Raw genomic sequence first — 26,615 nt, forward strand, 5'->3', positions numbered from 1 at the left:
CGACCGTGCGCCACGCAACAACCTCCGACCTGCGGCCACCGACAAGGCGCCGCGTCTCACCCCTGGTCGCGGCGGCTGGCCTGCTGCTCGCGGCCGGCTGTGCCGCGGGCGGGGGTGGCGCTGCCGGCGAGGCCTCCGGCGTCGCCGAGGAGACCCTCACCGTGGGCGTCACCAACGCGCTGACCGGTGCCGCTGGCGCCGTCTGCGCCCCGTTCAGCAACGGGACCCAGGCCTGGTTCGAGCACGTCAACGGGCAGGGCGGCGTGGCGGGCCGGCAGATCGAGTACACCGTGCTCGACGACGCCTACAGCGCCTCGCGCGCGGTGGGCAACGTCCGCCAGCTGCAGAACGAGCCGGTGTTCGCAGTCGTCGGCGGGTGCGGCACCGTCCAGGCTGGCGCGATCTACTCCGGCCTGGATGAGGCCGGCATCCCCTACCTGTTCCCCTACGCAGGGCTGCGCGACCTCATCGAGCCGGTCAAGCGGAACGTGTTCGCGATGATGCCGATGTACGAGGATCAGATCAACGCCCTCGTGCCGTTCGCGTTCTCGGAGCGCGGGCCCGGCTCGGTCTACGCCGCGGTCAACCAGTGGCCGGGCTACGAGTCAGCGATCGCGAACGCCCGCGACCGCGCCACCGAGGGCGGGGGCACGTTCGCCGGCGAAACGGTGGAGGAGGTCGGCACCACCGACTACACGCCCGCCGCGCTGAAGGTGAAAGCGGCCGGCCCGGATTACGTCGTAGTCGACATGGCCGGCACAGACGCGGTCAAGTTCGTCGACGCGCTCGTCGCTCAGCAAGCGGTGCCCCGCAAGGCCGTCCTCGGGGTGTCGACGCTGGCGACCAAGCAGTTCGCAGGCGCCTACGACACGTCCGTGGCCGACCGGCTGCTCGTGGCCTCGCCGCTGCAGCTGCCAGCCGGCGAGGGCTCGGAGTGCGCCGCCGCGTTGGAGTCGGCGGGCGTCGAGGCGGAGCCGGCGACGATCTACGGCTGCGCCCAGGGCCTGCTGTTCACCGAGGCCGTGGAGCAGACCCAGCCGCTGACCCGCGAGGGGCTCGTCGCCACGCTCGAAGGGTTCGACGAGCGAACCCTCGACCCGGCCCTGCCCCCGGTGAGTTTGAGCGCCGACGACCACCTCGGTCTGGAGAACGTGTTCGTCGTGCGGCTGGACGGGCGCGAGTTCAGCACCGCCGCCCAGGTCCCGATCAGCGCCGGATGAGCGGGTGCGGGCAGCGAACAGGACAGGGAGACCCACATGGACCTGTTGATCCCGGCCGCGATCAGCGGAGTCGGGCTCGGCTGCCTCTACGGCCTGCTCGGCTTCGCCGTCGTGCTGCTGTTCAAGTCGACGGGGGTACCGAACTTCGCGCAGGGCGCATTGTGCACGCTCGGAGCCTTCTGGGTGTTCGCGCTGATCGGGCAGGCGGGCTGGCCGGTGGCCGTAGCGGCGCTCGCCGCGCTGGCGGCGGCCGTCCTGTTCGGCGTGGTGGTGTTCCTCGGGGTGATGGCACCGCGCGGGTCGGCGGGACCGCTCAACACGACGCTGCGCACGCTCGGCCTGTCACTGCTGCTGGTCGCGGTGATGGAATTCGTGTGGGGCGAGGGCGCGCCGTACCGCTTCCCGCCGCTGATCACGGGCGCGGGGCTGAGCAGCGGGATGCTCCAGGTCTCTCCACAGACGTTGCTCGCCACGGGGATGGCGGTGCTCGTGGCCGCGGCCTTGTGGGCGTTCTTCCGCTTCACCGCGACCGGGCTGAGCCTGCGCGCGGTCGCCGAGGACGCCGACACCGCCCGACTGCTCGGCGTGCGCACGCTGCGGCTCGGGGCCCTGAGCTGGGGGTTGTCGGCCGCGCTGTCGCTGTTGGTGGGCGTGCTCATCGCGCCGACGGCTTTCCTGTCGCCCACGATGATGGACTCCTACCTGCTCTTCGCGTTCACTGCGGTGGTGCTCGGCGGCCTCACGAGCCTGCCAGGGGCACTGCTCGGCGGAGTGATCGTCGGCGTGGTTTCCAACATCACCGCAGCCGTCATGGACCCGGAGTTGGCCATCGTCGTGGTGTTCGGGCTGCTCATGATCACGCTGCTCGTCCGGCCGCACGGGCTTCTCGGCCAGCCCCAGTCGGCCCGGCTGTAGCGGCGCGGAGGTGACCTCATGAAGATCAACCAGGCGACCAGCCGGACGCTGGCGCCCAGCATGTCGATCGTCGCCGTTCTCGCAGTGGCCGGCGTCCTGCCGCTGGACCCGGCCCTGCGGTTCAGCCTCGTGGTCGCGATGGCCTGGGCCATCGCCGTGATCGGCCTGGACCTGTTCGTCGGATACACGGGGCAGGTCTCCTTCGGCCACGCCGCGTTCGTCGCGCTCGGGGCGTACCTGGTCAGCGTGCTGCGCGCCCAGACCGGGCTGCCGACGGTGGTGTGCGTGGCGATCGGTGTCCTCGGCATGGCCGCCGTCGCGGTGCTGCTCGGCGCCGTGATGGTCCGGTTGCGGACCTTCGGCATCGCGGTCACGACATTCTTCTTCGCCTACGTCGTGGTCACGCTGCTCACCGGCGACGCGCTCGCCGGGCTCACCGGCGGGGCGAGCGGGCTCATGGTGCCCGATCTCGACGCCGGCGGGACCAGCCTGACCGGTGGGCCCGGCCTCTATGCGCTGGCCGTGCTCCTGCTGGCCGCTGCGGTGTTCCTCACCTGCAACCTCGCCGATTCGCGCACCGGCCGCGCGCTGCGGCTGATCAAGAGCAACGAGGCGGTGGCAGCGGCCTGCGGCGTGCAGGTGACCCGGGCCAAGGTGCTTGCCTTCGCGTACTGCTGCGCGCTCGCCGCGCTGGGCGGGTTCGTCTACTCGCTGTCGGTCGGCTACCTCTCCCCGGACGGCTTCACGGTGGCGCAGTCGGTCTACCTGTTCGCGATGGTGGTGATCGGCGGGACCGGGACCGTCGGCGGGCCGATCCTGGGCGCGCTGCTGCTCGTCGTGCTGCCCGAGTACGTGCTCAGCGGCGGGCACCTGTCGGCGGTCGTCTTCGCCGCCGTGCTGCTGGTGTTCCTCGTCGTGCTGCCCGACGGGCTCTTCGGCCTGGCCACGCGGGCCGTCCGCGCCCTGCGGCGCCGCCAGGGGGTGGACCCCCCGGCCGCTGAGCCGGCCGGCCCGGTGATCCGGCCGCGGCCGCTCACCGCCGGTGCCGTGGCCGACCGCGGCGAATCCCGGCCCGAGGGCGTCCCCACCCTCGCGGTACGCGAGCTGGAGGTCCGGTTCGGTGCGTTCGTCGCGCTCACCGGGGCGGCGCTGCAGCTGCGGCCGCGCTCGGTGCACGCCGTGGTCGGACCGAACGGCGCGGGCAAGACGACGCTGCTCAACGCGCTGTCCGGGCTACAGCCGGTGGCGGCTGGCAGCGTCGAGCTCGACGGCGCACCGATCGACGGGCTGGGCCCGGCCGGGCGCCGCCGCCGCGGGTTGATCCGCTGCTTCCAGACCCCGGCCCTCGTGCCCGACCTCGACGTGCTGGACAACGTCAAGCTCGGGCTCTACGCCGACCGCCGCGGCTCGCTGGCGGCCGAGCTCATCGGCCGGCGCGCGACCCGGCGTCGAGAGGCCGAGCTGACCGAGCAGGCGCACTGGGCGCTGGAGCAGGTCGGGGTGCCCACGGCCAGGCACCGGATGAGCGCGAGCGGGCTCGACCTCAGCGAGCAGAAGCGGGTGGAGATCGCCCGCGGCATCGTCGGCACCGGCCGGGTGCTGCTGCTCGACGAGCCCACCGCGGGGTTGTCCGGGCAGGAAATGGACGGTATGCGCACGCTGCTGACCAGCCTGCGCGAGCAGCTCGACCTGTCGATCCTCGTCATCTCCCATCACATCGGGTTCCTCACGACCGTCGCCGATGAGATGACGGTGCTCGACTACGGGCAGGTCGTCGGGCACGGCGAGCCGACCGAGGTGCTCGGCCGCCGCGACATCGCCCAGATCTTCGCCGGTATCGAGCCCGCCGAGCTGCCCGGGCCGAGCCGATGAGCGCCACGATGGCCGGGCTCGTCGTCGATGACCTGCGTGCCGGCTACGGCCGGGCCGAGGTACTGCACGGGGCGAGCCTGCGGGTGGCGTCGGGCGAGCTGGTGGGCGTCGCCGGCCCGAACGGGGTAGGCAAGACGACGCTGCTGCGCGCGATCTCCGGCACGATCACCCGCGGCGGGGGAGATGTCGCGTTCGACTCCGCGCCGCTGCCCGCCGACCCGGCGGCGGTGGCCGCGCGCGGGGTCACCCACGTTCCCGAGGGGCGACGCCTGTTCCCGAACCTGACCGTGGAGGAGAACCTGCGTGTCGGGGCGCTGGGCGGGCGTGTCCGGGACTACCCGACATCGCGGGCTGACGTTCTCGCGCTGCTCCCCGGCCTGGAGCCGCTGCTGGAGCGCCGGGCCGGCGTGCTCAGCGGGGGCCAGCAGCAGCTCGTCGCCGTCGCTCGCGGCCTGGTGGCCCGCCCTCGGCTGCTGCTGCTCGACGAACTCAGCCTCGGCCTGTCGCCGCGTGCGGTGCGCGAGGTCAGCGAGGCGACGGTCGCGAGCTGCCGCGACCTCGGCACCGGCGTGCTCTGGGTCGACCAGAACGTCGGGCTGCTCGCCCGGCTGTGCGACCGGGTCATGCTGCTGCGCTCCGGCGCCGTCGAGGAGCTGCCGCCCGGTGCCGAGGCGGACCTCGGAGCCCTCTACTTCTAGCTGCTCGATCACGAGAGGAAGATCCTCATGCCCTCCCACAAGGCGGTTATCGCCGGCATCGGTGAGTCGGACGTCGGGGTCGTGCCTGACCGCACGTCGATCAGCCTCTGTGCCGACGCCGTCGCCGCAGCGCTCGCCGACGCCGGGCTCACTCTCCGAAACGTCGACGGGCTGTTGTGCGCGGCGCCCTTGTTCCGGCCGTCCCCGCGCTACCACATGGTGCTCGCGGAGTCGCTGGGCCTGTTCACCAAGACGTTGTGCGATTCGCTGTCGATGGGGGGCGCGTCGCCTTGCGCAGCGCTGCGACTGGCCTCCTGGGCGGTCGAGTCCGGGCAGTGCCAGACCGTCGTCGTCGTCGCGGGCGACACGCTGCGCAGCGGGGTGGATCCAGACGGCACCGCCGCGTACGCCTCGATGGGGGCGCACAGCCTCGACTACGAGTTCCCCTACGGTGCGCACATCCCGGCGTTCTACGCCCTGCTGGCCCAACGCTACCTCCACGAGTACGGGCTCGACGACACGGTCTTCGATCCGGTCTCTGTCGCCATGCGCCGGCACGCCGTGCTGAATCCGCGGGCCCAGATGCGTACCCCGATCACCCTCGACGATGTGCGCGCCTCGACGATGGTGTCCAGCCCGCTGCGCAAGCTGCACTGCTCGCTGGTCTCCGACGGCGCCGCGGCGTACGTCGTCACCCGGCAGGGTGCGAGCCGCGACGCCGCGCGAGAGGTGGCGATGCTGGGGCTCGGCCAGGCCCACTCGACCTACCACATGGGGCACCTCGTCCGCGGCGACGCGTCGCACGACCTGGTGCGGACGGTGTGCGACGTCGCCGGCCGGCAGGCGTTCGGCGAGGCCGGGCTCAGCCCCGAGGACATCGACGTCGCCCAGATCTACGACAGCTTCGCGATCACGCTGATGGTGCAGCTGGAGGACCTCGGGTTCTGCGGCCGTGGGGAGGCGGCCGGGTTCGTCGCCGACGGTGGCATCGAGCTCGGCGGCAGGCTGCCGCTGAACACGCACGGCGGCCTGCTCAGCTGCGCGCACCCGGGCGTGCCCGGCGGGATGCTGCATCTCAACGAGGGGGTGCGGCAGGTCAGGGGCGAGGCCGAGGACCGCCAGGTCGAGGGCGCCCGCACCGCCCTGGTCACCTCCGCGAGCGCCGTCGCGTCCAACTACTCGGTGGCCATCCTGGCCGCCGCGAACCGATGAGAGGGACCCGCACGATGACGACAGATCGGCCGATCCCCACCATCAACCCCGATTCCGCGCCGTACTGGAGCTCGGCTCGCGAGCACGCGCTGCGGCTGCAGCGGTGCGAGGCGTGCGGGACGTTCCGCTTCTACCCGACGGCGGCGTGCCCCGAGTGTGGGCAGCTCGGTGGCACCTGGGAGCTGGTCGCAGGAACCGGCGAGCTCTACAGCTTCACGGTGGTGCACCGCCCGGCCGGCACGGCGTTCCGGGACCGGGTGCCGCTGGTACTCGGCCTGGTGCAGCTCACCGAGGGGCCGACGATGATGGCGAACCTTGTCGATGTCGCCCCCGACGACGCGCGGATCGGGATGCCGCTGCGGCTGGACTACGAGGACGTCACGGAGGAGATCACTCTCCCGGTGTTCGTGCGGGCGGACGCGGCGTGAGCCCGCGCCCGACGATCGGGGTGCTGCTGCCCAACACCGGGCGCGGCGCCTCACCCGCCGCTATCCGGGAGTTCGCCGCGCTCGCCGAGGACGCCGGGGTGGACTCACTGTGGGTGGGCGACCACATCGCGCTCAGCGGAGCGCAGGAGACCGAGTACCCCTACGCCGACAGCCACGACGCCAGCTACGAGGTGCCCGCACAGCTGCCGTTCCTCGAAGCGTTCACCAGCCTCGGGTTCGCCGCAGCGGTGACGAGCCGGTGCCGGCTCGGCCTCGGCGTCGGCATCCTGCCCTACCGGCACCCGTTGATGTGGGCAAAGCTCGCCGGGACGGTCCAGGTGCTCTCCGAGGGCCGATTCGACTTCGGCGTCGGCACAGGCTGGATGCGCGAGGAGTTCGACGCCCTCGGCGCCGACCACGCCCGGCGCGGACCGGTTAGCAACGCAACGCTCGGTGTCCTCGCGGCGCTACGCAACAGCAGCGACGGGCTGTTCTCGTTCCACGGCGACGGGTTTGACATCCGCGAGATGGGCGTCTACCCGTCAATCCGGGACCCGGCACCCCCGCCCATCTGGGTTGGCGGCAACGTCCGCGCCGCAGCGACCCGCGCCGCTCGATACGGCGATGTGTGGTTCCCACACATCTACGGGATGAGCCCGGAAGTGCTCGGTTGCCGCCTGCGCGAGCTTCAAGAAGAGGCCGTGTCATTCGGGCGGGACGTCACACTTCGAGCGGGCGTGTTCAGCCCGTTGCGGCTCGCGAGCGACGTCACCGGCGACCCGTGGTCCACCGGAACCATCTCCGGCCCACCGTCCTACGTAGCCGACCTGCTGATGAGATATCGGGCGGCCGGAATCGAGCACATCACACTAACCTTCGGCGGGAGCCCGACAAGGCGAATAGCCGTTATCGAGGAGGTCTTGGACCAGTTCAGCGGATGAGTATCCCGACCTTGAGGGGCGAACCCATGACTGAGATCGGCAGCGCGGTGCTCATCGAGCACCGGCGCCGCTTACTCGCCATCATCCACACCGCCGGTTGAGGTTCGTTGGGGGTAGTGATCTTGGTTTGTCCGGGCGACATGGGCCGGTCACACCTTCATCCGGACGCCGTGCCCGTCGACGCGGTGCTCGCGAACCCAGTCCTCGTCGACTGTGACACCGAGACCCGGATCCGACGGGATCGAGACCCTGCCTCTCTGCGGTCGAATCGGCTCGACCAGCACACCTTCGCGCAACGGGTTGTGCCCGCGGTCAAACTCGAAGATCAGCGGGTCGCCACCGGTCATGCCGAACGGGGCGCGCGGAGTGGCGGCAAGCAGCTGCAGGGTGGCGGCCTGAACGACGCCTGTGCCCCAACAGTGCGGGGAGAGCTGCAGATTCCAGGCCGTCGCGAGCTGGCGGACGGCCTGTGGGGTTCCATAAGTCGGCCGGGGCTTGGGACCTGCGTCGATCGGCGTTCTCCTGCGGCGGGGCATGATCGTGAACGTGTCGTTACGCCTGCTCTACCTGATCTTCGATCGGCTTCTCGGCCGGCTGTTGCTGCTCGGCCGCACCCCGGCGTCCAAGGACGTCGAGCTGCTCGTCCTGCGCCACGAGGGTCGCCGTACTCCGCAGAGCCACCCCGACGCCCGGCCTGGACCGGGCCGACCGGGCCGTGTTCGCGGCGCTGATCCGGCAGCTACCCAGGGTGCTGCGCGGCCACCGCCTGGTCACGCCGGGCACGGTCCTGCGGTGGCACCGCCGCCTGGTGGCCAAAAGGTGGACCTACCCGAACCGGTCCGGTCACCCACCTCTCGATGACGCCATCGCTGTGCTGATCGAACGGATGGCCAGCGAGAACCAGACCTCGGGCTACCAGCGAATCCAGGGCGAACTGCGCAAGCTCGGCCATCGCGTCGGAGCATCCACCATCCGCAGGATCCGCACGCTGCGGCGGATACCTCCGGCGCCGTCCCGGTCCACCGATACGACGTGGCGACAGTTCCTGCGGGCGCAGGCCTCGACCATGCTGGCCGGGGGCTTCTTCCATGTCGACTGCGCGGCGACGCTGAAACGGATCTACGTCTTCTTCGTCCTGGAAGTCGGCGGCCGCTACGTGCACGTCCTTGGGTCGACGAGCCAGCCGACCGGAGCCTGGACCTGTAGGTGCCCGAAACTCGGCTCACGTCATGCGACCTGCTGATATTCGTGGAGAAGACCGCCGAGTCGGTCGTGTCGGTGGACGTGGCTGGTGTCGGTCTGGCGGCGCTCTGGAAGGGCACGTAGCGGGGCGGCCTGTGCCGGTGCGCGGTGCGGGCGATGGCGGTTGAAGTGGTCCTCGTAGTGGTCAGGACCGACGCCGGGTGGCGTTGGTTGATGATGAGGATGCGGTCCAGGAGTTCGCGGCGGATGCTGCCGGCGAACCGTTCGGCGATCGCGTTCGGGCGTGGCGCCCGAACCGGAGTCTTGATCACCTGGATCCCGGGGCCGGTGAAGATGGCGTCGAGCGTGGCGGTGAACGTGGCGTCTCGGTCGCGGATGAGGAATCGGAAGGTCGTGCGGGCGTCGTCGAGGTCCATCGCGGGGTTGCGCGCCAATCGGGTCAGCCAGGCCGGGGTCGGGTGGGCGGTGACCCCGAGGATGTGGACGTGGCGGGTGGCGTGTTCGACGACGAAGAAGACGTAGAGCCGGGTCGGGGTGATGGTGTCGATGGGGAACAGGTCGCAGGCGAGGATCGCGTGGGCCTGGGCGCGGGGGAACTGCGGCCAGGTCGGCCCGGATCGCTGTGGCGACGGGTCGATCCCGGCGGCGGTGAGGATCTTCCAGGTGGTGGAGGCGCCGATCTGGTGGCCGAGGCCGGCGGGCTCGCCGGGCACGCGTCGATAGCCCCGGGTCGGGTTCTCGGTGGCCAGGCGGACTGCCAGTGCCCGCAGGCCGGCTGGGATGGGTGGTCGACCGGGTCGGCGGCGGCTGGTGGTCCAGTGCTGGTGGTCCGGTGGCGGGCGGCGAGTCGTCGGTGCCGGTGCAGGATCGTGGCGGAGGTGACCAGAAGACCGCTTCGACGATGGCGGGGGAGTCGTCGGACGCACTGTGCGTGGAACCTCGCGCGCGGCGAACAAGTGGAGGCCCGCGGCCCGAGGCGCGCTGGCCCAACCCGATGTGGTCCTCGACACATAGATGCGGATAGCCTGCACCGATGCGGGTGGCCCTGGTGGGGAAAGGTGGGGTCGGCAAGTCGGCTATCGCCGGCACGTTCGCGCGATTGCTGGCTCGTGGCGGAGCACCGGTGCTCGCTGTCGACTCCGATCCGATGCCCGGACTGGCGTACTCCCTCGGGATCGAAATCGATGACGCGCCCATCCCGGCCGAGGCGGTGCGGGAGCGGGCTGAGGGCGAGGAAGGCCCGCGGTTCCGGTTGCGCCAAGGGCTCACTGCCGACGACGCGGTGCAGCGCTACGCGGTGCCCGGCCCGGATGGGGTGCGGTTCCTCCAGTTCGGCAAGATGCGGTCCGGGCGGGATCACTTCCGCTCCCAGTTCGCCTTCCGGCAGATCATTGCGGAACTACCGGTCGAGCGGTGGAACCTCGTGGGGGATCTGCCCGGCGGCACCCGGCAGCCCTTCTTCGGATGGGGCAACTTCGCCGACACGGTCCTCGTCGTCGTTGAACCGACGGCGAAGGCGCTGCTGACCGGCCGCAAGCTTGCACGGCTCGCTCAGGCCAAGCACGCGCCGGAGCGGATCTTCGCCATCGTCAACCGGGTGCGGGACGATCGCGACATCGATGACGTCACCGACCGGACCGGCCTGGAGGTCATCGGCGCCGTCCCCTGGGACGAGGACTTCGCCGCGGCGGAGCGGGATGGGCGGGCGCCGATCGACGCCGCCCCGGACAGTGCGGCGGTGGCCGCGATCGGGAAGTTGGTCGAGATGGTGGAGCGGAGGCGTATCTCGTGAAGATCGCGGTGGTCGGCAAGGGGGGCGTCGGTAAGACGACGACAGCCGCTGTGGTAGCCAGGACGCTCGCCCGGGGCGGCGCGAAGGTCGTCGCTCTGGACTGCGACTCGAACCCCAACCTCGGGATCTCGCTCGGACTGGGGGAGCAGGAGACCGAGCGCCTGGTGACGCTGCGCGAGTCGCTCGACGAGGGCGGCGAGGACGCGCCGGAGCACGCTCCCGGCTGGAACGAGCTCGTCGACCGCTTCGGGTCCGACGGCCCCGACGGCGTCCGGGTCGCTGTGGTCACCGCGTTGCAGAACCCGGAACCGGGATGCCCTTGATGTGCGCTTTCTGCCGAGCAGTTGCTCGGCTCCGCTGATTTCCCCGGCCAGACCGTGATCGCCGACCTGGAGGCCGGCATCGGGACGATGACCAGGATGAACGAGAAGTCGGTCGACGCGGTGCTCGTCGTCGTCGAGCCGACGCCGCGGTCGATCCAGGTCGGCCAACGCGCCGCCGAACTGGCCCGCGACAAGGCGCTGGGCACGGTCGTCGTGGTCGCCAACCGGGTCCGCACCGAGGAGGAGCTCGCCATGATCACGGCTGCGTTTCCCGACCACGAGATCGTCAGCATCCCGGACGACGAAGCGATCGTGCGCGCCGAGCGCGACGGCGTTGCTCCGCTGGACACAGCGCCCGATGCGCCGGCCGTGCGCGCGCTGGTCGGGCTCGCCCAGCGACTGCCGGGGTAGCAACGAACAGCGCTCTCGTCCGACAGGGTCGGACGAGAGCGCTGTTGCGTTCGTGCTGCCAGAGTCAGCCGACTGGCACTCCGCCGACGAAGGCACGCAGCTCGGCGATCTCGCGCATGATCTGCTCGCCCTGCTCGGCGTCGACCACGCCACCGGCCAGGTCGGCGGCCACGACCGCTGCGGCGAAGGAGATGACTCCGGCCAGCGGGACGCCGTACTCGGCGCAGGCCGTGCGGAAGAACTCGGCGTCGTCCGCAGTGCGCGCCTTGTTCCCGACCGCCACCGTGCGCGGGATGCCGAGCTCCTCGGCCAGCACCACGGTGCGGGAGGCGGTGAGCACCGACTTGCGTGTCGGCTCCATGACCACGAGCAGCACATCGGCGTGGGCGAGCGTGCCACCGGATCGGGACAGGTGTTCCAGCCCGGCCTCCATGTCGACGATGGCGACGTCGGCCTGCTCCTCGATGGCCGTTCCGAGCAGACTGCGGACGGTGGCGTGGCCGCCGCACATGCATCCGGCGGCGGCCTCGTTGACCTTGATCGCCGAGAGCAGGGACACGCCGCTGGGAGTGGTGCGCCCGTAGTCCCGGACCAGCTCCGCGGAGGTGCTGTTCCCGCCGGTACCGACGATGAGCGCACGGGGCAGGACCGGGAGTGCCTCCATCTCGGGCACGGAGAGCCCGAGCGAGACGCCGAGGTTGGGATTGGAGTCTGTGTCGATGGCCAGCACGCGTGCGCCGTCGGCGGCGTACGACCGGGCGAGCAGTGCCGAGACGGTGGTCTTCCCGACCCCGCCCTTCCCGACGATCCCGAGCTTCAATGCGGGCCCCTTCCTCGTGATCTGAGCCACTCTATCTGGACGGTCCGGGGCTATGTGACGATGGCCTCTACTGACTTCTACCACCACGAGGAATCGGGGCAGCTGTGATCGTTGCTGTGGCGGGCAAGGGTGGCGCCGGCAAGACCACGATCTCCGCGACGCTGACCCGGCTCCTGGCCCGGGCGGGGCGCCGCGTCGTCGCGATAGACGCCGACTCGAACCCGAATCTGGCGGCGGCGCTGGGAGTACGGGAGCAGGCCGCCACCGCCGATTGGCTACCGGAGACCCTGGTCTCGCGCAAGCTGACCGGACCTGCGCTGGTGGTGCCGGTCGACAAGATACTCGAGCGGTATGCGGTCGCCGGGCCGGACGGGGTCAGGTTGCTGCTGATGGGGATGCCCGAGCACGCGGAGCAGGGCTGCCTGTGCGGTGGCCACGCCACCGTGAGCGCGCTGCTGTCGGACCTCGGCGCCGATCCCGAGGTGGTCGCCGTCGTCGACATGGAGGCCTCCCCGGAGCACCTGTCGCGGGGCACAGCCCGACACGCCGACCTGCTGCTGCTGGTCGCCGAGCCCTACTTTCGATCGCTCGAGTCGGTGCGGCGCCAGGCCGTGCTCGCCGCCGAACTGCCGATCGGTCGCGTCGAGGTGGTGGCCAACAAGATCCGCCGTCCCGAGGACGCCGAGGCGATCGCCGACTTCTGCGACCGGCACGGCCTCCGGATGGTGGGCGAGGTGCCCTGGAGCGACGCCGTGACGGTCGCGGACGGTCGCGCGACACCGCTGGTCGACAGCACCGACCTCGACGGAGCGGCCGCGGTGATCGAGGCCGTCGGCAGGCTGAGCGCGAGGATGACCCCCGCCGTGACCGCGTGACCAGGGGATCTGCCGGGTCCCCCGCTAGGCTTCGGGCTGACGGTCCGCCTTCTCGGCCCCAGTCACGACCTCGTACCGGAAGAGGTACCGGTCGAGCACATCCCGCGTGAGCCGCATCGAGCCCGCCCAGGCGTGCAGCCAGTCCATGCCGTCCTCGGTGAGCCAGTAGGTCCGCCGCTGCGGGCCTACGTGCGAGGTGCCCCAGTCCGACCTGATCAGCCCCTCTTGCTCCAACAGGCGCAGGGTGCGGTACAGCCCGCCCGGTTCGGCGCGCTGATAGCCGATGTCGCCGAGCCGTTCCAGCAGGTCGTAGCCGTGTGAGGGTTGCTCGGCGATCAGCAGCAGCAGGCAGGGGCGCAGGAAGTTGCGCGGCAGGCCACGCGGCAACCCCTCGGGGAGGTCAGCGTTCTCGGAAGCCATCAATGACCCGCGTGCCCGGCGAGCCTGCGTTCGGTGCAGGCGTCCGCCTCGTCGGGGGACTGCCGGCACCAGCAGGACGCGCTGCACTCGCCGTGACCCGGCTTCGTCATCTCGGCGAACTCCTCGCTGAAGACCCGGGCCCCGTGGGCGTGCCCGAGCTCGGTCAACTCGTACCGCAGTGCGGGATTGCACCGCAGCAAGCCCTCGCCGACCAGCCGGTCGAGGTACCCGAGGCCGACCAGCGCGTCCACCCCGAGGAACCGCTCGAGCAGGGCGGGGTCCGCCTCGTCACCGAACCCCTCGCCCTTGATCCAGAACATCAGCTGCAGGATTTCGTCGCGCCAGTACAGCGCGCGCAATGCCTCGGACTTCGGTTCGGGCAGTCGCTCCACGTCAGGTCACCTCCGCTCGTGCACTATATGCTTGCGACAACTACCAGCGTAGGGTCCGGCCCGTGTCAGATCTTGCGGGCGTGCTGGACCGGCTCGAAGAACTCCTCGGCCAGCTCGAGGGCCTCGACGACCAGGTGCGGGCACCGATCTTCGAACTTCTCGATGGTATCGACGCGGTGCACCGCCTCGCGCTCGGCAGGCTCGCCGCGGTCCTGGGAGACGATGAGCTCGACCGCCTGCGCAGCGCGGACCCGGCGATCGGCTGGTTGCTCGACGCCTACGGCGCCGGCGTGGACGAGCGGCAGGCGGCGGACCGGGCGCTCAACTCCATCAGGCCCTACATCGAGGGCCACGGCGGGCAGGTGGAGCTCATCGATGTCACGAACGGCGTGGTGCGCCTGCGTCTCTCGGGTGCGTGCGCCGGCTGCACGGCGTCCGCCGAGACGCTGCGCGAAGGTGTCGTGCAGGCGCTCGTGGAGGGCTTTCCCGGCTTCTCCCGCATGGAGGTCGACGAGGACCTCACAGCGGCGGTGCACGCCCCGCCCGGAGCGACCCTGCTGCAGATCGAGCCGCGTCCGCGGTGAGCTGCTTCACACTAGATGCGATCGTCATCTAGTATCGCCGCCACCTGGAGAGAGGAGCCGGCATGACTGCCGCTTCCGTGGTGTGGTCGGTCATCGGCCTGCTCGTGCTGTTCCTCGTGGTCGCGCCGCTCGTGGTGTTCCTGGCGCAGCGCGTGCTGAGCCGTATCGCCGAGATCGGCCGCTACGCCGATGACATCCTCGAACACGGCGTCGGGATCACCGCCAACCTCGACCCCGTGCCCGCGCTGATCGACACGCGTGACCTCGTCAAGGAGGCCGGTGGCGGGCTGTTGCGCTACGGCGCGGCCGTCGAGAAGCTGCTGGCCGGGAGGGCGTCGTGAACATCTTCGGGATCCTCACCATCGTCGGAGTGGCGGTCGTCCTGGCCGCTGTCGCCGCCTACCTGATCGCGTACCTGGTCCTGCTTCGCTCGGCGATGAAGACGCTCGGCACCGTCAACGCCGGCGTACGGGCGATCGGACGGCGGGTCGAGCCTCTCGAGCCGATCCTGGCCGAGGTGAACGGGGACCTCACCGCCGTGCGGGACCGTCTCGCCGCGGTCGTCCGTGGCGCCTGACCGTGAGGAGCGCTCGATGAGCTACCAGTTCAGCTGTGCGGCAGCGGGGGCAGTGACATGTGGGTGCAAGGTCACCGCGAGCACCGAGGAAGAACTGCGGACCGTGCTTGCGGATCATCTCGCGAAGAAGCACAAGGTGAAGGCGCCCAACGAGACGCTGCTCGCGCATCTCGTGGCCAGCGCGACGCGGACGGGGTCCGAACCCGCGGCTTAGCCCGCGGTCCAGGACACGCCGGCCTCGGTCACCAGCCTGCGGACCTCGGCGGCGGCGGAACCGATCGCGGCGCGCACCTCGGGCGACAGATCCTCACCGGGTCGGTCCGATTCCGCACCTGGCTGGCACCCGACCAGCCAGGTCACCGGCGGGAGCACGCCGAGTCCGTGGGCCAGCATGAAGGCGCGTTCCGGGGTTGCGTAGTGCATATCGGCGAGTTCGTCGTGCCGCTGCGCCAGCGGCATGACTGTCACGTCGGTGATCGCCGGGCGGATGACGAGCACGGTGCCGGGAGGCCGTTCCAGCTCGACGGCATCTACCACGATCAGCACGTCGACGGGCCGCAGCAGCTCCTGGACGAGGTGGATGCCGCCGATCCCGATGTCCAGCACCCGCACTCCTGGGGGCGGCTCGTCCTGTTCGAGGTACTGCGCCACGAGCACGCCAAAGCCGTCGTCACCGCGCAGCAGGTTGCCGACTCCGGCGACGATCACGTCCATGATCCGAGCAGGATAGGCCGCCGATGAACGCCCCGGTACCGCCCCCGTTGATCGAGCTGAGGGCGCGGCTGGCCCGCTATCCCGCCGACCGATACCCGATCCAGCACGCGACCGCGAGCTTCCACCTCGGATTCGCCCTGACGGAGGCGGGCCGGTTCATCGATGCCGAGCGCGCTCTCGCCGTCGCGGCCGAGCTCTTCGATCCGGACCGGATGCCCGCCGAGCACGCGAAGGCGCTCAACGCCCGCGGCGCGGCCCTGCGGGCGGCGGGTCTACCGGATGCGGCGGCCGGGTGCTTCCAGCGCGCGTCCGCCGCCTTCGCCGCGCTCGGGCAACCGTTGGAGCACGGCGCCGCGCTGTTCAACCTGGGCCTGGCGCGTCGGGATCTCGGCGAGGATCCGATCGAGGACTTCCGGCGGGCCCAGGAGCAGCTCGACCCGGATCGGGTGCCCGCGCACGCCTCCGCGGCGGCGCGCGAGCTCGGGGCGGCGCTGCTGACCGCGGGCCGCAGCGCCGAGGCGGCTCCCGTCCTCGCCGAGGCCATCGCGCTCGCCGACCGGGGCGGCGACCTCGCCGGACTGGGTGCGGCCGCGAACACCCTCGGCCTCGTCCACCTCGCTCTGGGCGCCACGGCCGAGGCGATCGAGGTCCTGCACAGCGCGGTCGGCGCCCATCCGCGCACAGTCCGGCCCGACGGCCACGCGATGGCGAAGGCCAATCTCGCGCTCGCCCACGAGCGGGCCGGCGACACGGTGCGGGCCCGCCTGGCCGCACGCCAGGCCCTGGGGTTCCCGGGGTACCTGAACCGGTCTGCGCCACGGCCGCGGCCGTTCTGGGGCGAGTGGGCGACGAGGCCGGGGCGCTGCTTGATGTCCTCGACCTCGAACCGGCTGAGCAATGGCCAGCGATCGTGCGGGAGGAGCTCCTGCGCTGGGCCGACGCCTGGCCCGAGGACCGCGCGGTCGAGGCGGAGGCCCTCGTCATGGGCGTGCTGGATCGACCAGCCACCGCTGCGGAGCTGACCACGATCTGGCTGGGCGGGTTGCTGGAGATGCCACCGGCCGTCATGCAGTCGCTGGTCGTGGACGTCGTGACGGCGTTGCGCCGCCGCAACCCGGAGGAGGTCGAGCGGTTCCGCTCGCTGGTGGCCCGGGGCTGCGCCCGGTTCCACATCCCGCAGATGGACCGGCTGACCCGGCTGTTCGAAGACATCACCGCGCAGATGGGCGGGCCGTCCTCGTGGCAGTGATCGACGACCTGTCGGCGGGGGCGCTCGCCACCCTGCTTCCGGGCCGTCCGGTGCGGACCTATCCCGCCCTGCTCTCGTCCGAGGTCGACGCGGAGGCGTGGGCACGGGCCGGCGGGCCGGCCGGGGGAGTGGTGACGGCGGGCTACCTCGCGGCTCCGCGCGGACGGGCGGGCCTGCCATGGGAACCGGGAAAGGGGCTCGTCTTCTCCATGCTCCTGCGGCCGGACCTGTCGATCCAGCGAGAGGGCTGGCCCTATCTGGCCGCCGGACTCGGCCTGGCCGATGTCCTGGGTGAGGGCAGCACAATCCGCTGGCCCGACGAGGTGTACGGCCCGGGTGGGCGCATCGGAGCGATCGGGGTGCGCACCGAACTCGGCCCGGACAGCGTCCGGTGGGCCGTCGTCACGATCCTCGCCGAGCAGGCCGTCGCTCCGCGAGCGCCACTGCTGGCAATGATCGTCAGCGCGGTGGAAGGACGGATGGACGAGCCGGACGAAGCGCTGCTGGAGGTCTACCGGGCCCGCTGCGCGACGCTGGGCCGTCAGGTGCGGGCCCGGTTGGTCCCGCTCGGTCCAGCGGGCCCGGTGGTCGAGGGTGAGGCGGTCGACGTCCGCCTGGACGGCGCGCTGGTGATCCGCACTGCGGCGGGCCGGCGGGCCGTCGTGCCTCCGCCGAACCTCGGGATGCTGGAGGACGTCTCGCCCCGCTGATGGCCGCCGCCGACCCGGGCTGCTGCGGGAGATCGTGCCTCAACTGGACCGGCTGCATGACGAGAAGGTGGCCCAGATCGGCGAGCTGGCCGCCTTCCGGGAGCGGCTGCTCACCCTTCGCGTGCCCGCCGGACCTGGCCGGGCGCACGGCGCCTTCTGTGGCTGCCTGGACGGCCCGGCACCGCCGGACGACGAGCACCTGACGTTCGAAGAGAGATCTGGCGTAAGCGGGAACGAGGGAACCGGACCGAGCGAGGACTGCAGCTGTGGGAAGGACGGCGGTAGCAGCAACTGCGCCGCCGGCTGCGGCACCAGCTCGGCGAACGGCACTGTCGAGACCGTGATCAACCGGCAGCCGGCCGATCGCTAGTTCGAACGGACGAAATGCCTGGCCGACCTCGGCGTCCTCAGTTGTTGGTAGAGACGCGGCGGGTACGTGCCGACCGGCGGGGGCCCGAGCTGCACTGTCGGCACTGGCAGTCGCAGCGCCGGGGGCCCGCCCGGCGCGGAACTGCTGGAATGCGCGCCAGCGTTCGTGCAGTTCGCACCGTCCACCCGCGCGAGGGCGAGCGGTATGCCGGATCCAGCGGAGCGTTTCGTCCGCCAACGCTCAGCAGCGGTCGGTGCCCGCGAGGCCGGCGTCGAGGGGCTGCAGTCGATCCAGCTCCTCGATCAGCGCCCACCACAGCGCCCAGTCGAGGTGCTCCATACTCTCACTCGTGTGGCTCTCCGCGATCTGGAGACGCAGCCGGTCCCGCCGAGCGAACGCCGCGCCCCACTGCCCGGTCTCGTCGAGCCTGTCCAGTTCGGACAGAAGCTCACGCACGGTCGTCAGCGCCTCGCTTGGCTCCAGGCGGTCCCCCGCGCACCGCTCGTGCAGCTGAGCGACCACCTCCAGCAGCGGCCGGCGGGCCAATTCGGTGCGGACGAGACCCTGGACCTCCAACAGGGCGGCGTGGGTTTCGTCCGACAACTCGTCGCCCGGGCCGGTCCGGGCCGGCTCGACCTCCAGTAGAACCGTCCGCGACGGCAGGGCGCCGAAGCCGGCACACACGTCGAGCAGCAGGTCGATGCCGACGTAGCCGACCGCGGCGTCGCGCACGGCCGCCTGCACGTCGTCGGGCGCGGGGGACAGGTCGCGCACCACCCGTCGCCGGACCTCGCCGGGCCGCCCGCCCCACTCGACGGCTCCGATCAGCAGCAGCCAGTCCGGGCGCAGCTCCTCGAGGCGCTGCGCCACGGCGACAGCGCCGTAGTGCAACTCCTCGATGTACACGTCCGGCCCGAGCTGCCCGGTCAGCAGCAGATCGACCGCGCGACGCCCCACGTCCAGATCGGACTGGAAGAGCTCCCCGACCCCGCCGACGAGAACGGACACCGGCCTAGTCGGCGCCGCAGGAGCAGGTGTTGACCTCCCGGACCACCGTGCCCTCGCCGGTGGAGGTGTGCGTGGTGCAGGGCATGCACGGGTCGAAGCTGCGGATGGCGCGCAGCATGTCGATCGAGGTGAACTTCGAGGGGTCGGAGACGTCCTCGATGATCGGCGTGTTCATCACCGCCTCCTCGTACGGGCCCGGCTGGTCCCAGGGGTCGCGCGGGGAGGCGTTGAACGTGGACGGGGTGAGGATCTGGTAGTTCACGATCTTCGCCTGATCCATCACCATGTGGTGGGTGAGCCAGCCCCGGCCCGCGCCCCACCAGCCGACACTGACGCGCTCGTCCTTGCCCATGTAGTCGTCGAGCTTGTCCGGCGGCACCGCGGCGACCTGGGTCTCGCCGGTCTTGAACAGCCGGTAGGCCTCGAGGAGGTTGGCCAGCCCGACGAGCTGGCTGAACACGTAGTGGTGGGCGCGGCCGCGGTTGCGTTCGAACGCGTTGAGCACCGGTGGCACGTGCCACTCCACCTCGGTCTCCTGGGTGATGCCCTTGGGGATGCCCATCCGCAGGGAGTGCCCGGTGGCCTCGATGAAGTCGTTGGTCGGCAGCTTCTGGGCCATCGCGGTCATGTACATCCGTGCGTAGGCACCCGCCTCGACGACCTTGCGGTCCCAGCGCGGCGCGGTCGCCCAGCTGTACTTGTCCTTCCAGGACTTCTCACCGGGCTTGGGCAGGGTCTGCTTGTTCCAGGGGTGATACGGGCTGATCGGGTTGCCGATCGGGTCGGTCGCGTAGCGGTCGCCCGCCCACTGCTCGTAGTAGGAGTGCTCGACGAACTCCTCCAGCCCGATGTTGAGGTCGGTGAGCCGGGTGGTGACCAACTGGCCGTCGATGACGACGCCGGGGGTGGACCAGCGCTTCTCGCCCCAGCTGTTGCAGTTCTCGTAGGTGGCGTCGTAGGCGAAGGGGTCGTCCCAGTAGCCGGGGTCGATGAGGTTGGTCGGCCGGGCGCCGACCTGCATGTAGCGCTCGTCGGCCTCGTAGAAGAACTCTGGGATGTCGTTCCAGACCCCGAGCATGCGCTGGGCGTAGTCGAAGATCTTGCCCAGCCGGGAGTGGTACTCGTTGAGGGTCTGCAGGGTGAGCGTGGAGGACACCCCGCCGGGGACGACGGTCTGCGGGTGCGGGTACTTACCGGCGAGGGTCACGAACATCTCGCGGGAGAGCCGGGTGAACTCCAGGCCCTCCCGGTACAGCTGCCCGGTCAGCGGGGTCAGCGCGGTCATCAGCTCGGCCATCGTCTTGAACCCGTGCTGGCGCTCGCTGGGGCACTTCCAGGTCTCGGCCTTGGTCCACAGCTCCGGGTTCACGGCCTTGATCACGGGCTCGGAGTAGTCCGGCCCGGCCAGCAGGTACAGGTGCAGCGGGTTGTCGTAGCCCATCTCCGCGGCTTCCTGCATGTTCCGGACCACGGTGCCCATCGGCGGCGGCTTGAGCCCCATGGCCATCTCGATGGCATATGCGGCGGCGTGCGCGTGCACCCCCCCGCACACCCCGCACGCCCGTGAGGACACGAAGATGGCGTCGCGCGGGTCCCGACCCATCAGGATGACCTCGTAGCCGCGGAACAGGGTGGCCTGGGAGCGCGCGTCGAGGTAGCGGCCCTTCCCGGCCATGTCGGCGGTGATGTGCAGCGCGAGCGCGCCGGCGACCCGGGTGACCGGGTCCATGTTGATGTCCTTGATGTGCCCGTTGGCCGCGACGAGCTGGCGGATCTGCTCCTCGCGCTGGGCGTCGTTCATGGCGACGTCGGGCTTGGAGACGTCCAACGAGTACGGATCACGGATACCGCCGCGCAGGGTGGCCCGGCCGGTCGCGTCGAACTCGATGGGCAGGTTCTTGAAGCACATGGTGGGGGAGCCCTCAGCTCTCGTCGGCGCGATGGTTGTCCGAGCCGTTGCCGATCCGGTCGTGGACGTCGTCGGCGGCCATTGTCGCCGTGGCGCTTCCGCCGGAGCGCTGGGTGGCCTCGACCCGCTTGCCCCAGACCTCGCCGGGGTTGCGCGCGGTGTCGCCGGAGCGGCGGAGCTTGTCGTAGAAGCGGTGGAACACGTCGGCGACGACACCGGGCTCGGACTTCTCCCGCGACCACGCGCTGGGCACCGCGCCCTCCCGGTCCCAGCGCACCTCTCTGTTGAGGTGTGCGTTGGTGATGTTCCGCAGCGGCTTGATGATGCCCCCCATCAGGCGGGAGGCGGTGGAGGACACCGCGGATCCCGGAGACCGGGTGTAGAACGGGGTGAACTTGTCCGGGAAGCCCGGCATCGTGCAGCCGATGCAGGCGCCGCCGGCGTTCATGCACCCACCGTGGTGGTTGATCGCGCCGCGCTCGGTGATGTTGCAGTTGACCACCGGGCCCCAGCAGCCGATCTCGACGAGGCACTCCTTGTCGCCGAAGTCGTCGGCGAAGTCGCCCTCCTCGTAGTAGGCGCCTCGCACACAGTGCCGGTGCACGGTGTCGCCGAACAGCCACGCCGGCCTGCCGAGCTCGTCGAACTCGGGGAGCGGTCCGAAGCCCTGCAGGAAGTAGAGGATCGCGGCGGCGGTCTCGGTGAAGTTGTCGCCGACCGGCGCGCAACCGGGGATGTTGACGACCGGCACGCCCAGCGCGCTGCGGTAGTCCTTGCCGAGGAAGTCCATCAGGCTCATCGCGCCGGTCGGGTTGCCCTCGGCGGCGGGAACGCCACCCCAGGTGGCGCAGGTCCCGATCGCGATGGATGCGGCCGCGCCGGGGGCGAGGCGGGCGATCCACTCGTCGGTCGTGACGGTGCGGTGCTCGCCGTTCGGCCCCCAGGGCTCCTCGCCCTGACCGACCCAGTAGCCGCCGGTATCCATGGCGAGGGTCTCGTCCGTGATCGAACCCTCGAGGATGATGACGTAGGGGGCGTCCAGCTTGCCCTGGATCGCCTCCTCGTGGGCCCGCAGGTAGTTCGGTCCGGACTCCACGTTCACCACCGGGTGGTGCAGGATGAGCCGAGGTAACCCGGGGTGCGCGCCGAGCAGCAGGCTTTCGATCGAGGGCGTGGTGGCGCCGGTGACGGAGACCGTGCAGCCGTCGCAGCTCATGCCGGCAAACCAGAACGCGTGCACCTTCTCCAGCGGACCCAGCCGACTGGTCACGGATCCCTTGGCCACCGGCTCGAGGAGGTGCTCCGTCATCATCCGAGCGGGCATCCCGAAGTCGCCGAGCGCCTCCTGATCGTGGAACGTGTCCACCGGTCCCAGGATTTCGAGCAATCGCTCCGCCGGGGTCTGACCGTTCGTGGTGGGCGCCATTGCATCCGCCTCTCGGCCTAGATGTCATCTGCATCTAGCGGTAGGCCGCACGCTACTACTCAAGACCATCTTGCGGAACCAGAGGCTGTGACGCAGCACACGGTACCGTCTTCACGCCTCGTCAAGGCCGGTGTATGGTCAACACACCTAGTCAAGATCCACTCTGTCGAGACGGCGAACGGGGGGCCGACGATGGTCCTGGCGTCATCCCATCTCACCGGCTGGTACATCGGATACGGGCTGGCCATCGTCGTGGTTCTGCTGGTCGCCGTCCTGGTGCTGGCGATCACCGCAACCGCCGGGCGCATCGCCGACGTCGCCGACGACATCACCTCGACGCTGCACGTGGCCCGGGAGCGCACCGAGGTCCTCTGGCAGGTGGCCACGACGAACCGCGTTGCCGGGAACATCCTGGACACCGCCACGGCGGCCCGGAAGGCGTTGGAGGGATCATGACGCAGCTCGTAGCCCAGGCGGAGAGCGCCTCAGCACTGCCCGACGACGTGCTGTTCCTGTGGTGGCTCGCGCTCGGCATCGCCCTGTTCGTGGTGGTGCCGGTCGTGGTCTTCCTGCTGCACCGGCTGCTTCGCACCGTGGGCCGGGTCGAGCGGTCGGTGATCGACCTCTGGAACACCGCGACCACGGTTGCCCGCAACACCGCGACGACCTGGCAGCTCGGCGGCACCGGCGACGCGCTCGAAGCTCTCAAGGCCGAGGCGCTGCGACACGATGCGCTGCTCGACGCCGCCGGCCAGTCCGCTCCGCAGCCGACCGGAGGCCGCCCGTGACCACGCTGCTGATCGTCCTCACCATCATCGAGGCAGCGGTCGTGGTCGCGGTGCTGGCGACCTACCTCATCCTCCTGCACCGCAGGCTCGCCGTGATCTGCACCTACCTCGGAAAGATCACGTTCGGAATCCGGGCGGTGGAGAGCCAGACCGCACCCATCGGCCCCTCGGTCCTGCGGATCAACAAGACCCTGCGAGAGATCAACGGCGCCTTGCCGTCGATCGCGGCCAAGGCCGAGCGCCTCGCCGGGGTGAACGGCTGACATGTGCCTCGGAGTACCGGGCCGGATCGTCAAGATCACGAGTGCCGAGCACCAGCTGGCCGTCGTCGACGTTGAAGGGGTGCGGCGGAAAGTCAACGTCGGACTGATCGTCGACGAGGGCGTCACCGCCGGCGACTGGGTGCTCATCCACGTCGGCTTCGCGCTGTCGAAGATTGACGAGGAGGAGGCCCAGGCGACGCTCGCGTTCCTCGCGGGCATGGGCGATCCCTACACCGAAGAGCTGGAAGCCCTGTTCGAGAGCCGGATCGAGTGAAGTACTCCGACGAGTTCCGCGACCCTGCCACGGCCCGCGCCTTGGGCGCGCAAATCGCGGCGCTGGCCGAGCCGGGCCGCCGCTACAAGGTCATGGAGGTGTGCGGGGGCCATACCCACACCATCTACAAGCACGGCCTGGAGGACTTCCTCCCCGAGAACGTCGAGCTCGTGCACGGGCCGGGCTGCCCGGTCTGCGTGATCCCGATGGGGCGGGTGGACGACGGGATCGCCGTCGCCCAGCAGCCGGGAGTGATCTTCACCTGCTTCGGCGACATGATGCGCATCCCCGGCGGCAACGGCAGCCTGCTCGACGCGAAGGCCCGCGGCGCGGACGTCCGCGTGGTCTACTCACCGCTCGACGCGCTGCGCATCGCCCGCAACAACCCCGACCGCGAGGTGGTCTTCTTCGCGATCGGCTTCGAGACCACTGCCCCGTCCACGGCGATGACGCTGATGCGGGCGCGCGCCGAGGGGCTCACCAACTTCTCGGTGTTCTGCAACCACGTCACGATCGTGCCGCCGGTGCGGGCGATCCTGGAGTCGCCCGACCTGCGCCTGGACGGATTCCTCGGGCCGGGCCACGTCTCGGTCGTGGTGGGGTGCCGGCCGTTCGAGTTCATCCCCGCCGAGTGGAACCGCCCGGTCGTCATCACCGGCTTCGAGCCGCTGGACGTGCTCCAGGCGATCTACCAGGTGATGCGCCAGCTCGCCGAGGGCCGCGCCGAGATCGAGAACCAGTACTCGCGGGTGGTGCCCTACCAGGGGAACCCGGCCGCGCTGCGCGTGATGAGCACCGTCTTCACACTGCGGCCGCAGTTCGAGTGGCGGGGCCTTGGCTTCATCGCCCGCTCGGCGCTCGCGCTGGCCGACGACTGGGCCGACTTCGACGCGGAGCGCCGGTTCGCCGTGCCCGGCGTGCGCGTGGCGGACCCCAAGGCATGCCAGTGCGGCGAGGTGCTCAAGGGCGTGCTCAAGCCGTGGGAGTGCAAGGTCTTCGGCACCGCGTGCACGCCGGAGACCCCGATCGGCACCTGCATGGTGTCGAGCGAGGGCGCGTGCGCCGCGTACTACAACTTCGGCCGGTTCGCGCGAGAGCGACAGCCGGTGCACGTCGAGATCGGCAGGCGATGACCCGCAGCGAGGTCCAGGTCCAGCAGGGCATCGAGCGGGCCAGGCGAGCCCGTCCCCGGCTGAAGGACCAGCACATCACCATGGCCCACGGGGCGGGCGGCAAGGCCACCGCGACCCTGGTCGAGGCGCTGTTCGTCCCGGCGTTCGACAATCACGTGCTGGAGCGGCTGACCGACGCCGCGGTGATGCCCGGCGGGATCGCGCTGACCACCGACGCCTACGTCGTCAGTCCGCTCCGCTTTCCCGGAGGATCGATCGGCTCGCTGGCGGTGCACGGTACCGTCAACGATCTCGCGGTCTCCGGGGCCAGGGCGCTCGGGCTGTCCGCCGCCTTCGTGCTCGAGGAGGGGCTGCCGATCGAGGTGCTGCGCGCCGAGGTCGAAGCTGCTGGCGCCGCCGCCCGGGACGCAGGCGTCGCCATCGTCACTGGGGACACCAAGGTGGTCGAGCGCGGTAAGGCCGACGGCCTGTACATCGTGACCTCCGGGGTCGGACGGGTCGAGCTACCCGGCCTCGACCCCGCCAGTCTTCGGCCAGGTGACCGCGTGCTCTGCTCCGGATACGTGGGTGACCACGGCACGGCGATCATGCTCGCCCGAGACGACATGGGCCTCGAGGCCGACGTCGCGTCGGACACCCGGCCGCTGTGGCCGGTGGCCGCCGCCCTCGGTGCCGCCGCCGGGAGTGGTCTCCGGGTCATGCGTGACGCCACCCGCGGCGGCGTGGCCACCGTGCTCAACGAGCTGGCGATGGCCTCCGACGTCGGAGTGGTGATCGCGGAATCCGCGGTTCCGGTGCGGCCCGTCGTGCACGGCGCCTGCGAACTGCTCGGGCTCGATCCGCTCTATGTCGCCAACGAGGGTGTGCTGATCGCGGTGATCGCCGCCGACGTGGCCGACGCCGCGCTCGCCGCGGTGCGCGGCGCACCCGGCGGTGAGGACGCCGAGCTGATCGGCGAGGTGGCGGCCGACCCACCTGGCATGGTGCTGGTCCGCACCGGCATCGGTGGACACCGCATCCTCGACACGCTCATCGGGGACCCGCTGCCGAGGATCTGCTGACCGAGGCTGCGAGGCCACCATCCAACGCCAGCGAGGAGGGGCGTGACGAATCTGGTTGCGGTCGCGACCCGGCTGGCCGCGCGGCTGGCCGACGGCGCGACGCTGCTCGTGCACGGGCCGGGGGACCTGGCGCCCGACGCGCATCACGTCGTGGTCGAGTTCCTGCATCCCGTGATCGTCGGCAAGGCCGCCTACCCGGCGCTGTGCGTGACGGCGCCTCGTGACGTCGAGCTGCTCGGCCGAGCGGGCGACGTTGCGCTTGCGCTGGGGCCATCGCCGGAGTTCCTCGACGCCGCCCGCCAGTCCGGTCTGGAGGCCTTCGAGCTCGAGGCGGACGGCCACGGCTTCGTCACGAGCTACCACCTGCTGTGGGAGATCACGCAGCTGATCCTCGAATCGGCCGACCGCCGGACCGACGCCGACCTGGCCTTCCTCTACGGCGGCGCCGATACGGACCGGCTCCGTGCCGACGCGGAACGCTCGCTGGCGACGAAGCGGGCCGAGAGCACCGCGCTCTGCGCAGCGGTGCTGGCCCGGTGCGGCGCCGAACTGGACCGGTGCGCGGCCGAGATCGGCCAGCGGGTCACCGCAGGCGGGCGCGTCCTGACGTTTGGCAACGGTGGGAGCTCGACGGATGCCGCCGCGCTCGCGTTGACGCTGCGCGGCAGCGGTGTCGCGGCCGTTTGCCTGGCGGACGAGACGGCCGTCGTGACCGCGCTGGCCAACGACGTCGGCGTCGAGCACGTGTTCGCCCGGCAGATCGCCGCGCTGGCCGGGCCGGGCGACGTCGCCGTCGGCCTGTCCACCAGCGGCGGATCGGCCAACGTGCTCGCCGCTTTCGACCGGGCCCGGCACGACGGCCTACTGAGCATCGGCTTCGCCGGATACGACGGCGGCGCCATGGCGACGGTCGGGACGATCGACCACTTGTTCGTCGTCGATTCGGACAGCGTGCACCGCATCCAGGAGGCGCAGGCCGCCCTGTACCTCGCCCTCGCGGACCGGATCGGGCACTGAGCAGCGAGCC

General features: G+C 70.9%; 35 protein-coding genes. 27 read left to right on the plus strand and 8 right to left on the minus strand.

Annotated elements, in window-relative coordinates:
- Window positions 1-5 precede the first annotated feature (5 nt).
- Genes FB558_RS17845 through FB558_RS17875 form a run of 7 tightly spaced genes read left to right on the plus strand, consistent with a single transcriptional unit; the run spans window position 6 to window position 7,286 of the window.
- On the plus strand, window positions 6-1,220 hold the full coding sequence (locus FB558_RS17845) for an ABC transporter substrate-binding protein (RefSeq protein ID WP_142054916.1): 1,215 nt from the start codon (window positions 6-8) through the stop codon (window positions 1,218-1,220).
- A gap of 36 nt (window positions 1,221-1,256) precedes the next feature.
- Complete coding sequence (locus FB558_RS17850; RefSeq protein WP_142054918.1) at window positions 1,257-2,135, plus strand: branched-chain amino acid ABC transporter permease; 879 nt, start codon at window positions 1,257-1,259, stop codon at window positions 2,133-2,135.
- An 18-nt stretch (window positions 2,136-2,153) separates the two neighbouring features.
- Entirely contained in the window at window positions 2,154-4,007 is a 1,854-nt protein-coding gene (locus FB558_RS17855; protein ID WP_142054921.1) for a branched-chain amino acid ABC transporter ATP-binding protein/permease, read from the plus strand.
- Window positions 4,004-4,705 carry an ATP-binding cassette domain-containing protein gene (locus FB558_RS17860; RefSeq protein ID WP_142054923.1) on the plus strand — a complete coding sequence of 234 codons (702 nt, stop codon included), beginning with the start codon at window positions 4,004-4,006 and terminating at the stop codon, window positions 4,703-4,705. The genes FB558_RS17855 and FB558_RS17860 overlap by 4 nt, the downstream gene beginning before the upstream one ends.
- Before the next feature lie 27 nt (window positions 4,706-4,732).
- Window positions 4,733-5,917 (plus strand): thiolase family protein, encoded by a 1,185-nt coding sequence (locus FB558_RS17865; RefSeq protein WP_142054925.1) that lies wholly within the window; start codon window positions 4,733-4,735, stop codon window positions 5,915-5,917.
- A gap of 14 nt (window positions 5,918-5,931) precedes the next feature.
- On the plus strand, window positions 5,932-6,345 hold the full coding sequence (locus FB558_RS17870; RefSeq protein ID WP_142054927.1) for a Zn-ribbon domain-containing OB-fold protein: 414 nt from the start codon (window positions 5,932-5,934) through the stop codon (window positions 6,343-6,345).
- A 20-nt stretch (window positions 6,346-6,365) separates the two neighbouring features.
- The gene (locus tag FB558_RS17875) at window positions 6,366-7,286 is read left to right on the plus strand and encodes a TIGR03619 family F420-dependent LLM class oxidoreductase (protein WP_170231372.1); all 921 of its coding nucleotides are present in this window, start codon (window positions 6,366-6,368) and stop codon (window positions 7,284-7,286) included.
- Window positions 7,287-7,435: 149 nt separating this feature from the next.
- Here the strand turns inward: FB558_RS17875 and FB558_RS17880 are convergent, their stop codons facing one another.
- Window positions 7,436-7,822 carry an enolase C-terminal domain-like protein gene (locus FB558_RS17880; protein ID WP_142054931.1) on the minus strand — a complete coding sequence of 129 codons (387 nt, stop codon included), beginning with the start codon at window positions 7,820-7,822 and terminating at the stop codon, window positions 7,436-7,438.
- A 179-nt stretch (window positions 7,823-8,001) separates the two neighbouring features.
- Between FB558_RS17880 and FB558_RS17885 the strand changes: the two genes are divergently transcribed.
- From FB558_RS17885 to FB558_RS17905, 4 genes are all read left to right on the plus strand, one after another.
- Window positions 8,002-8,529 carry a helix-turn-helix domain-containing protein gene (locus FB558_RS17885; RefSeq protein ID WP_246106593.1) on the plus strand — a complete coding sequence of 176 codons (528 nt, stop codon included), beginning with the start codon at window positions 8,002-8,004 and terminating at the stop codon, window positions 8,527-8,529.
- Between the two features lie 993 nt (window positions 8,530-9,522).
- The gene (locus tag FB558_RS17895) at window positions 9,523-10,281 is read left to right on the plus strand and encodes a nucleotide-binding protein (protein WP_142054933.1); all 759 of its coding nucleotides are present in this window, start codon (window positions 9,523-9,525) and stop codon (window positions 10,279-10,281) included.
- Window positions 10,278-10,604, plus strand: a complete 327-nt coding sequence (locus FB558_RS17900; RefSeq protein WP_170231373.1) for a nucleotide-binding protein — start codon at window positions 10,278-10,280, stop codon at window positions 10,602-10,604. Before FB558_RS17895 ends, FB558_RS17900 begins: the two co-directional genes overlap by 4 nt.
- A gap of 96 nt (window positions 10,605-10,700) precedes the next feature.
- Window positions 10,701-11,015 (plus strand): ATP-binding protein, encoded by a 315-nt coding sequence (locus FB558_RS17905; RefSeq protein WP_142054937.1) that lies wholly within the window; start codon window positions 10,701-10,703, stop codon window positions 11,013-11,015.
- A 64-nt stretch (window positions 11,016-11,079) separates the two neighbouring features.
- Here the strand turns inward: FB558_RS17905 and FB558_RS17910 are convergent, their stop codons facing one another.
- Window positions 11,080-11,835 (minus strand): nucleotide-binding protein, encoded by a 756-nt coding sequence (locus tag FB558_RS17910; protein ID WP_170231374.1) that lies wholly within the window; start codon window positions 11,833-11,835, stop codon window positions 11,080-11,082.
- A 104-nt stretch (window positions 11,836-11,939) separates the two neighbouring features.
- Between FB558_RS17910 and FB558_RS17915 the strand changes: the two genes are divergently transcribed.
- Window positions 11,940-12,710, plus strand: a complete 771-nt coding sequence (locus FB558_RS17915; RefSeq protein ID WP_170231375.1) for an ATP-binding protein — start codon at window positions 11,940-11,942, stop codon at window positions 12,708-12,710.
- Window positions 12,711-12,734: 24 nt separating this feature from the next.
- On the opposite strand, the gene FB558_RS17920 is transcribed toward FB558_RS17915, so the two are convergent.
- Together FB558_RS17920 and FB558_RS17925 are read right to left on the minus strand one after the other, a co-directional pair.
- Complete coding sequence (locus tag FB558_RS17920; protein WP_142054944.1) at window positions 12,735-13,130, minus strand: helix-turn-helix transcriptional regulator; 396 nt, start codon at window positions 13,128-13,130, stop codon at window positions 12,735-12,737.
- Window positions 13,130-13,522 carry a hypothetical protein gene (locus FB558_RS17925; protein WP_142054946.1) on the minus strand — a complete coding sequence of 131 codons (393 nt, stop codon included), beginning with the start codon at window positions 13,520-13,522 and terminating at the stop codon, window positions 13,130-13,132. Before FB558_RS17925 ends, FB558_RS17920 begins: the two co-directional genes overlap by 1 nt.
- A 62-nt stretch (window positions 13,523-13,584) precedes the next feature.
- Between FB558_RS17925 and FB558_RS17930 the strand changes: the two genes are divergently transcribed.
- The 4 genes from FB558_RS17930 to FB558_RS17945 all read left to right on the plus strand — a co-directional run bounded on the left by FB558_RS17930 (window position 13,585) and on the right by FB558_RS17945 (window position 14,897).
- Window positions 13,585-14,106, plus strand: a complete 522-nt coding sequence (locus FB558_RS17930; protein WP_142054948.1) for a NifU family protein — start codon at window positions 13,585-13,587, stop codon at window positions 14,104-14,106.
- A 62-nt stretch (window positions 14,107-14,168) separates the two neighbouring features.
- On the plus strand, window positions 14,169-14,447 hold the full coding sequence (locus FB558_RS17935; RefSeq protein WP_142054950.1) for a hypothetical protein: 279 nt from the start codon (window positions 14,169-14,171) through the stop codon (window positions 14,445-14,447).
- Window positions 14,444-14,683 carry a hypothetical protein gene (locus FB558_RS17940; protein WP_142054952.1) on the plus strand — a complete coding sequence of 80 codons (240 nt, stop codon included), beginning with the start codon at window positions 14,444-14,446 and terminating at the stop codon, window positions 14,681-14,683. Before FB558_RS17935 ends, FB558_RS17940 begins: the two co-directional genes overlap by 4 nt.
- 16 nt (window positions 14,684-14,699) lie before the next feature.
- On the plus strand, window positions 14,700-14,897 hold the full coding sequence (locus FB558_RS17945) for a DUF1059 domain-containing protein (protein WP_142054955.1): 198 nt from the start codon (window positions 14,700-14,702) through the stop codon (window positions 14,895-14,897).
- Here the strand turns inward: FB558_RS17945 and FB558_RS17950 are convergent.
- Window positions 14,894-15,397 carry a hydrogenase maturation protease gene (locus FB558_RS17950; protein WP_142054957.1) on the minus strand — a complete coding sequence of 168 codons (504 nt, stop codon included), beginning with the start codon at window positions 15,395-15,397 and terminating at the stop codon, window positions 14,894-14,896. The two genes, FB558_RS17945 and FB558_RS17950, sit on opposite strands and share 4 nt — an antisense overlap.
- Window positions 15,398-15,420: 23 nt before the next feature.
- Between FB558_RS17950 and FB558_RS17955 the strand changes: the two genes are divergently transcribed.
- From FB558_RS17955 to FB558_RS17970, 4 genes are read left to right on the plus strand one after another with little or no spacing between them, the layout of a single operon-like run.
- Entirely contained in the window at window positions 15,421-16,419 is a 999-nt protein-coding gene (locus FB558_RS17955) for a tetratricopeptide repeat protein (RefSeq protein WP_142054959.1), read from the plus strand.
- On the plus strand, window positions 16,386-16,646 hold the full coding sequence (locus FB558_RS17960; protein ID WP_142054961.1) for a hypothetical protein: 261 nt from the start codon (window positions 16,386-16,388) through the stop codon (window positions 16,644-16,646). Before FB558_RS17955 ends, FB558_RS17960 begins: the two co-directional genes overlap by 34 nt.
- The gene (locus tag FB558_RS17965) at window positions 16,643-17,356 is read left to right on the plus strand and encodes a biotin--[acetyl-CoA-carboxylase] ligase (protein ID WP_142054963.1); all 714 of its coding nucleotides are present in this window, start codon (window positions 16,643-16,645) and stop codon (window positions 17,354-17,356) included. The genes FB558_RS17960 and FB558_RS17965 overlap by 4 nt, the downstream gene beginning before the upstream one ends.
- 34 nt (window positions 17,357-17,390) lie before the next feature.
- Window positions 17,391-17,726 (plus strand): hypothetical protein, encoded by a 336-nt coding sequence (locus tag FB558_RS17970; RefSeq protein ID WP_142054965.1) that lies wholly within the window; start codon window positions 17,391-17,393, stop codon window positions 17,724-17,726.
- 240 nt (window positions 17,727-17,966) lie between these two features.
- Here the strand turns inward: FB558_RS17970 and FB558_RS17975 are convergent, their stop codons facing one another.
- The 3 genes from FB558_RS17975 to FB558_RS17985 are packed head-to-tail and all read right to left on the minus strand — an operon-like array spanning window position 17,967 to window position 22,009.
- Window positions 17,967-18,734 carry a hypothetical protein gene (locus FB558_RS17975; RefSeq protein ID WP_142054967.1) on the minus strand — a complete coding sequence of 256 codons (768 nt, stop codon included), beginning with the start codon at window positions 18,732-18,734 and terminating at the stop codon, window positions 17,967-17,969.
- Between the two features lie 4 nt (window positions 18,735-18,738).
- Window positions 18,739-20,643: a nickel-dependent hydrogenase large subunit gene (locus FB558_RS17980; protein ID WP_142054969.1), complete on the minus strand. Its 1,905-nt coding sequence runs from the start codon at window positions 20,641-20,643 to the stop codon at window positions 18,739-18,741.
- Window positions 20,644-20,656: 13 nt separating this feature from the next.
- Window positions 20,657-22,009 carry an NADH-quinone oxidoreductase subunit B family protein gene (locus FB558_RS17985; RefSeq protein WP_246106594.1) on the minus strand — a complete coding sequence of 451 codons (1,353 nt, stop codon included), beginning with the start codon at window positions 22,007-22,009 and terminating at the stop codon, window positions 20,657-20,659.
- Window positions 22,010-22,261: 252 nt separating this feature from the next.
- Here FB558_RS17985 and FB558_RS17990 point away from each other — a divergent pair, with 252 nt between their 5' ends.
- The 7 genes from FB558_RS17990 to FB558_RS44575 are packed head-to-tail and all read left to right on the plus strand — an operon-like array spanning window position 22,262 to window position 26,605.
- Window positions 22,262-22,525, plus strand: coding sequence for a hypothetical protein (locus tag FB558_RS17990; RefSeq protein ID WP_142054971.1), 264 nt, complete (start codon window positions 22,262-22,264; stop codon window positions 22,523-22,525).
- The gene (locus FB558_RS17995; RefSeq protein WP_142054973.1) at window positions 22,522-22,857 is read left to right on the plus strand and encodes a hypothetical protein; all 336 of its coding nucleotides are present in this window, start codon (window positions 22,522-22,524) and stop codon (window positions 22,855-22,857) included. Before FB558_RS17990 ends, FB558_RS17995 begins: the two co-directional genes overlap by 4 nt.
- Complete coding sequence (locus FB558_RS18000; protein ID WP_142054975.1) at window positions 22,854-23,120, plus strand: hypothetical protein; 267 nt, start codon at window positions 22,854-22,856, stop codon at window positions 23,118-23,120. Before FB558_RS17995 ends, FB558_RS18000 begins: the two co-directional genes overlap by 4 nt.
- Window position 23,121: 1 nt before the next feature.
- Window positions 23,122-23,394, plus strand: a complete 273-nt coding sequence (locus FB558_RS18005) for a HypC/HybG/HupF family hydrogenase formation chaperone (RefSeq protein WP_142054977.1) — start codon at window positions 23,122-23,124, stop codon at window positions 23,392-23,394.
- Window positions 23,391-24,527 (plus strand): hydrogenase formation protein HypD, encoded by a 1,137-nt coding sequence (gene hypD, locus FB558_RS18010; RefSeq protein WP_142054979.1) that lies wholly within the window; start codon window positions 23,391-23,393, stop codon window positions 24,525-24,527. Before FB558_RS18005 ends, hypD begins: the two co-directional genes overlap by 4 nt.
- Entirely contained in the window at window positions 24,524-25,588 is a 1,065-nt protein-coding gene (gene hypE, locus FB558_RS18015; RefSeq protein WP_142054981.1) for a hydrogenase expression/formation protein HypE, read from the plus strand. The genes hypD and hypE overlap by 4 nt, the downstream gene beginning before the upstream one ends.
- Before the next feature lie 42 nt (window positions 25,589-25,630).
- Window positions 25,631-26,605 (plus strand): SIS domain-containing protein, encoded by a 975-nt coding sequence (locus tag FB558_RS44575; protein WP_246106595.1) that lies wholly within the window; start codon window positions 25,631-25,633, stop codon window positions 26,603-26,605.
- Window positions 26,606-26,615: the final 10 nt, after the last annotated feature.

Source organism: Pseudonocardia kunmingensis (assembly GCF_006716445.1).
Lineage (GTDB): Bacteria > Actinomycetota > Actinomycetes > Mycobacteriales > Pseudonocardiaceae > Pseudonocardia > Pseudonocardia kunmingensis.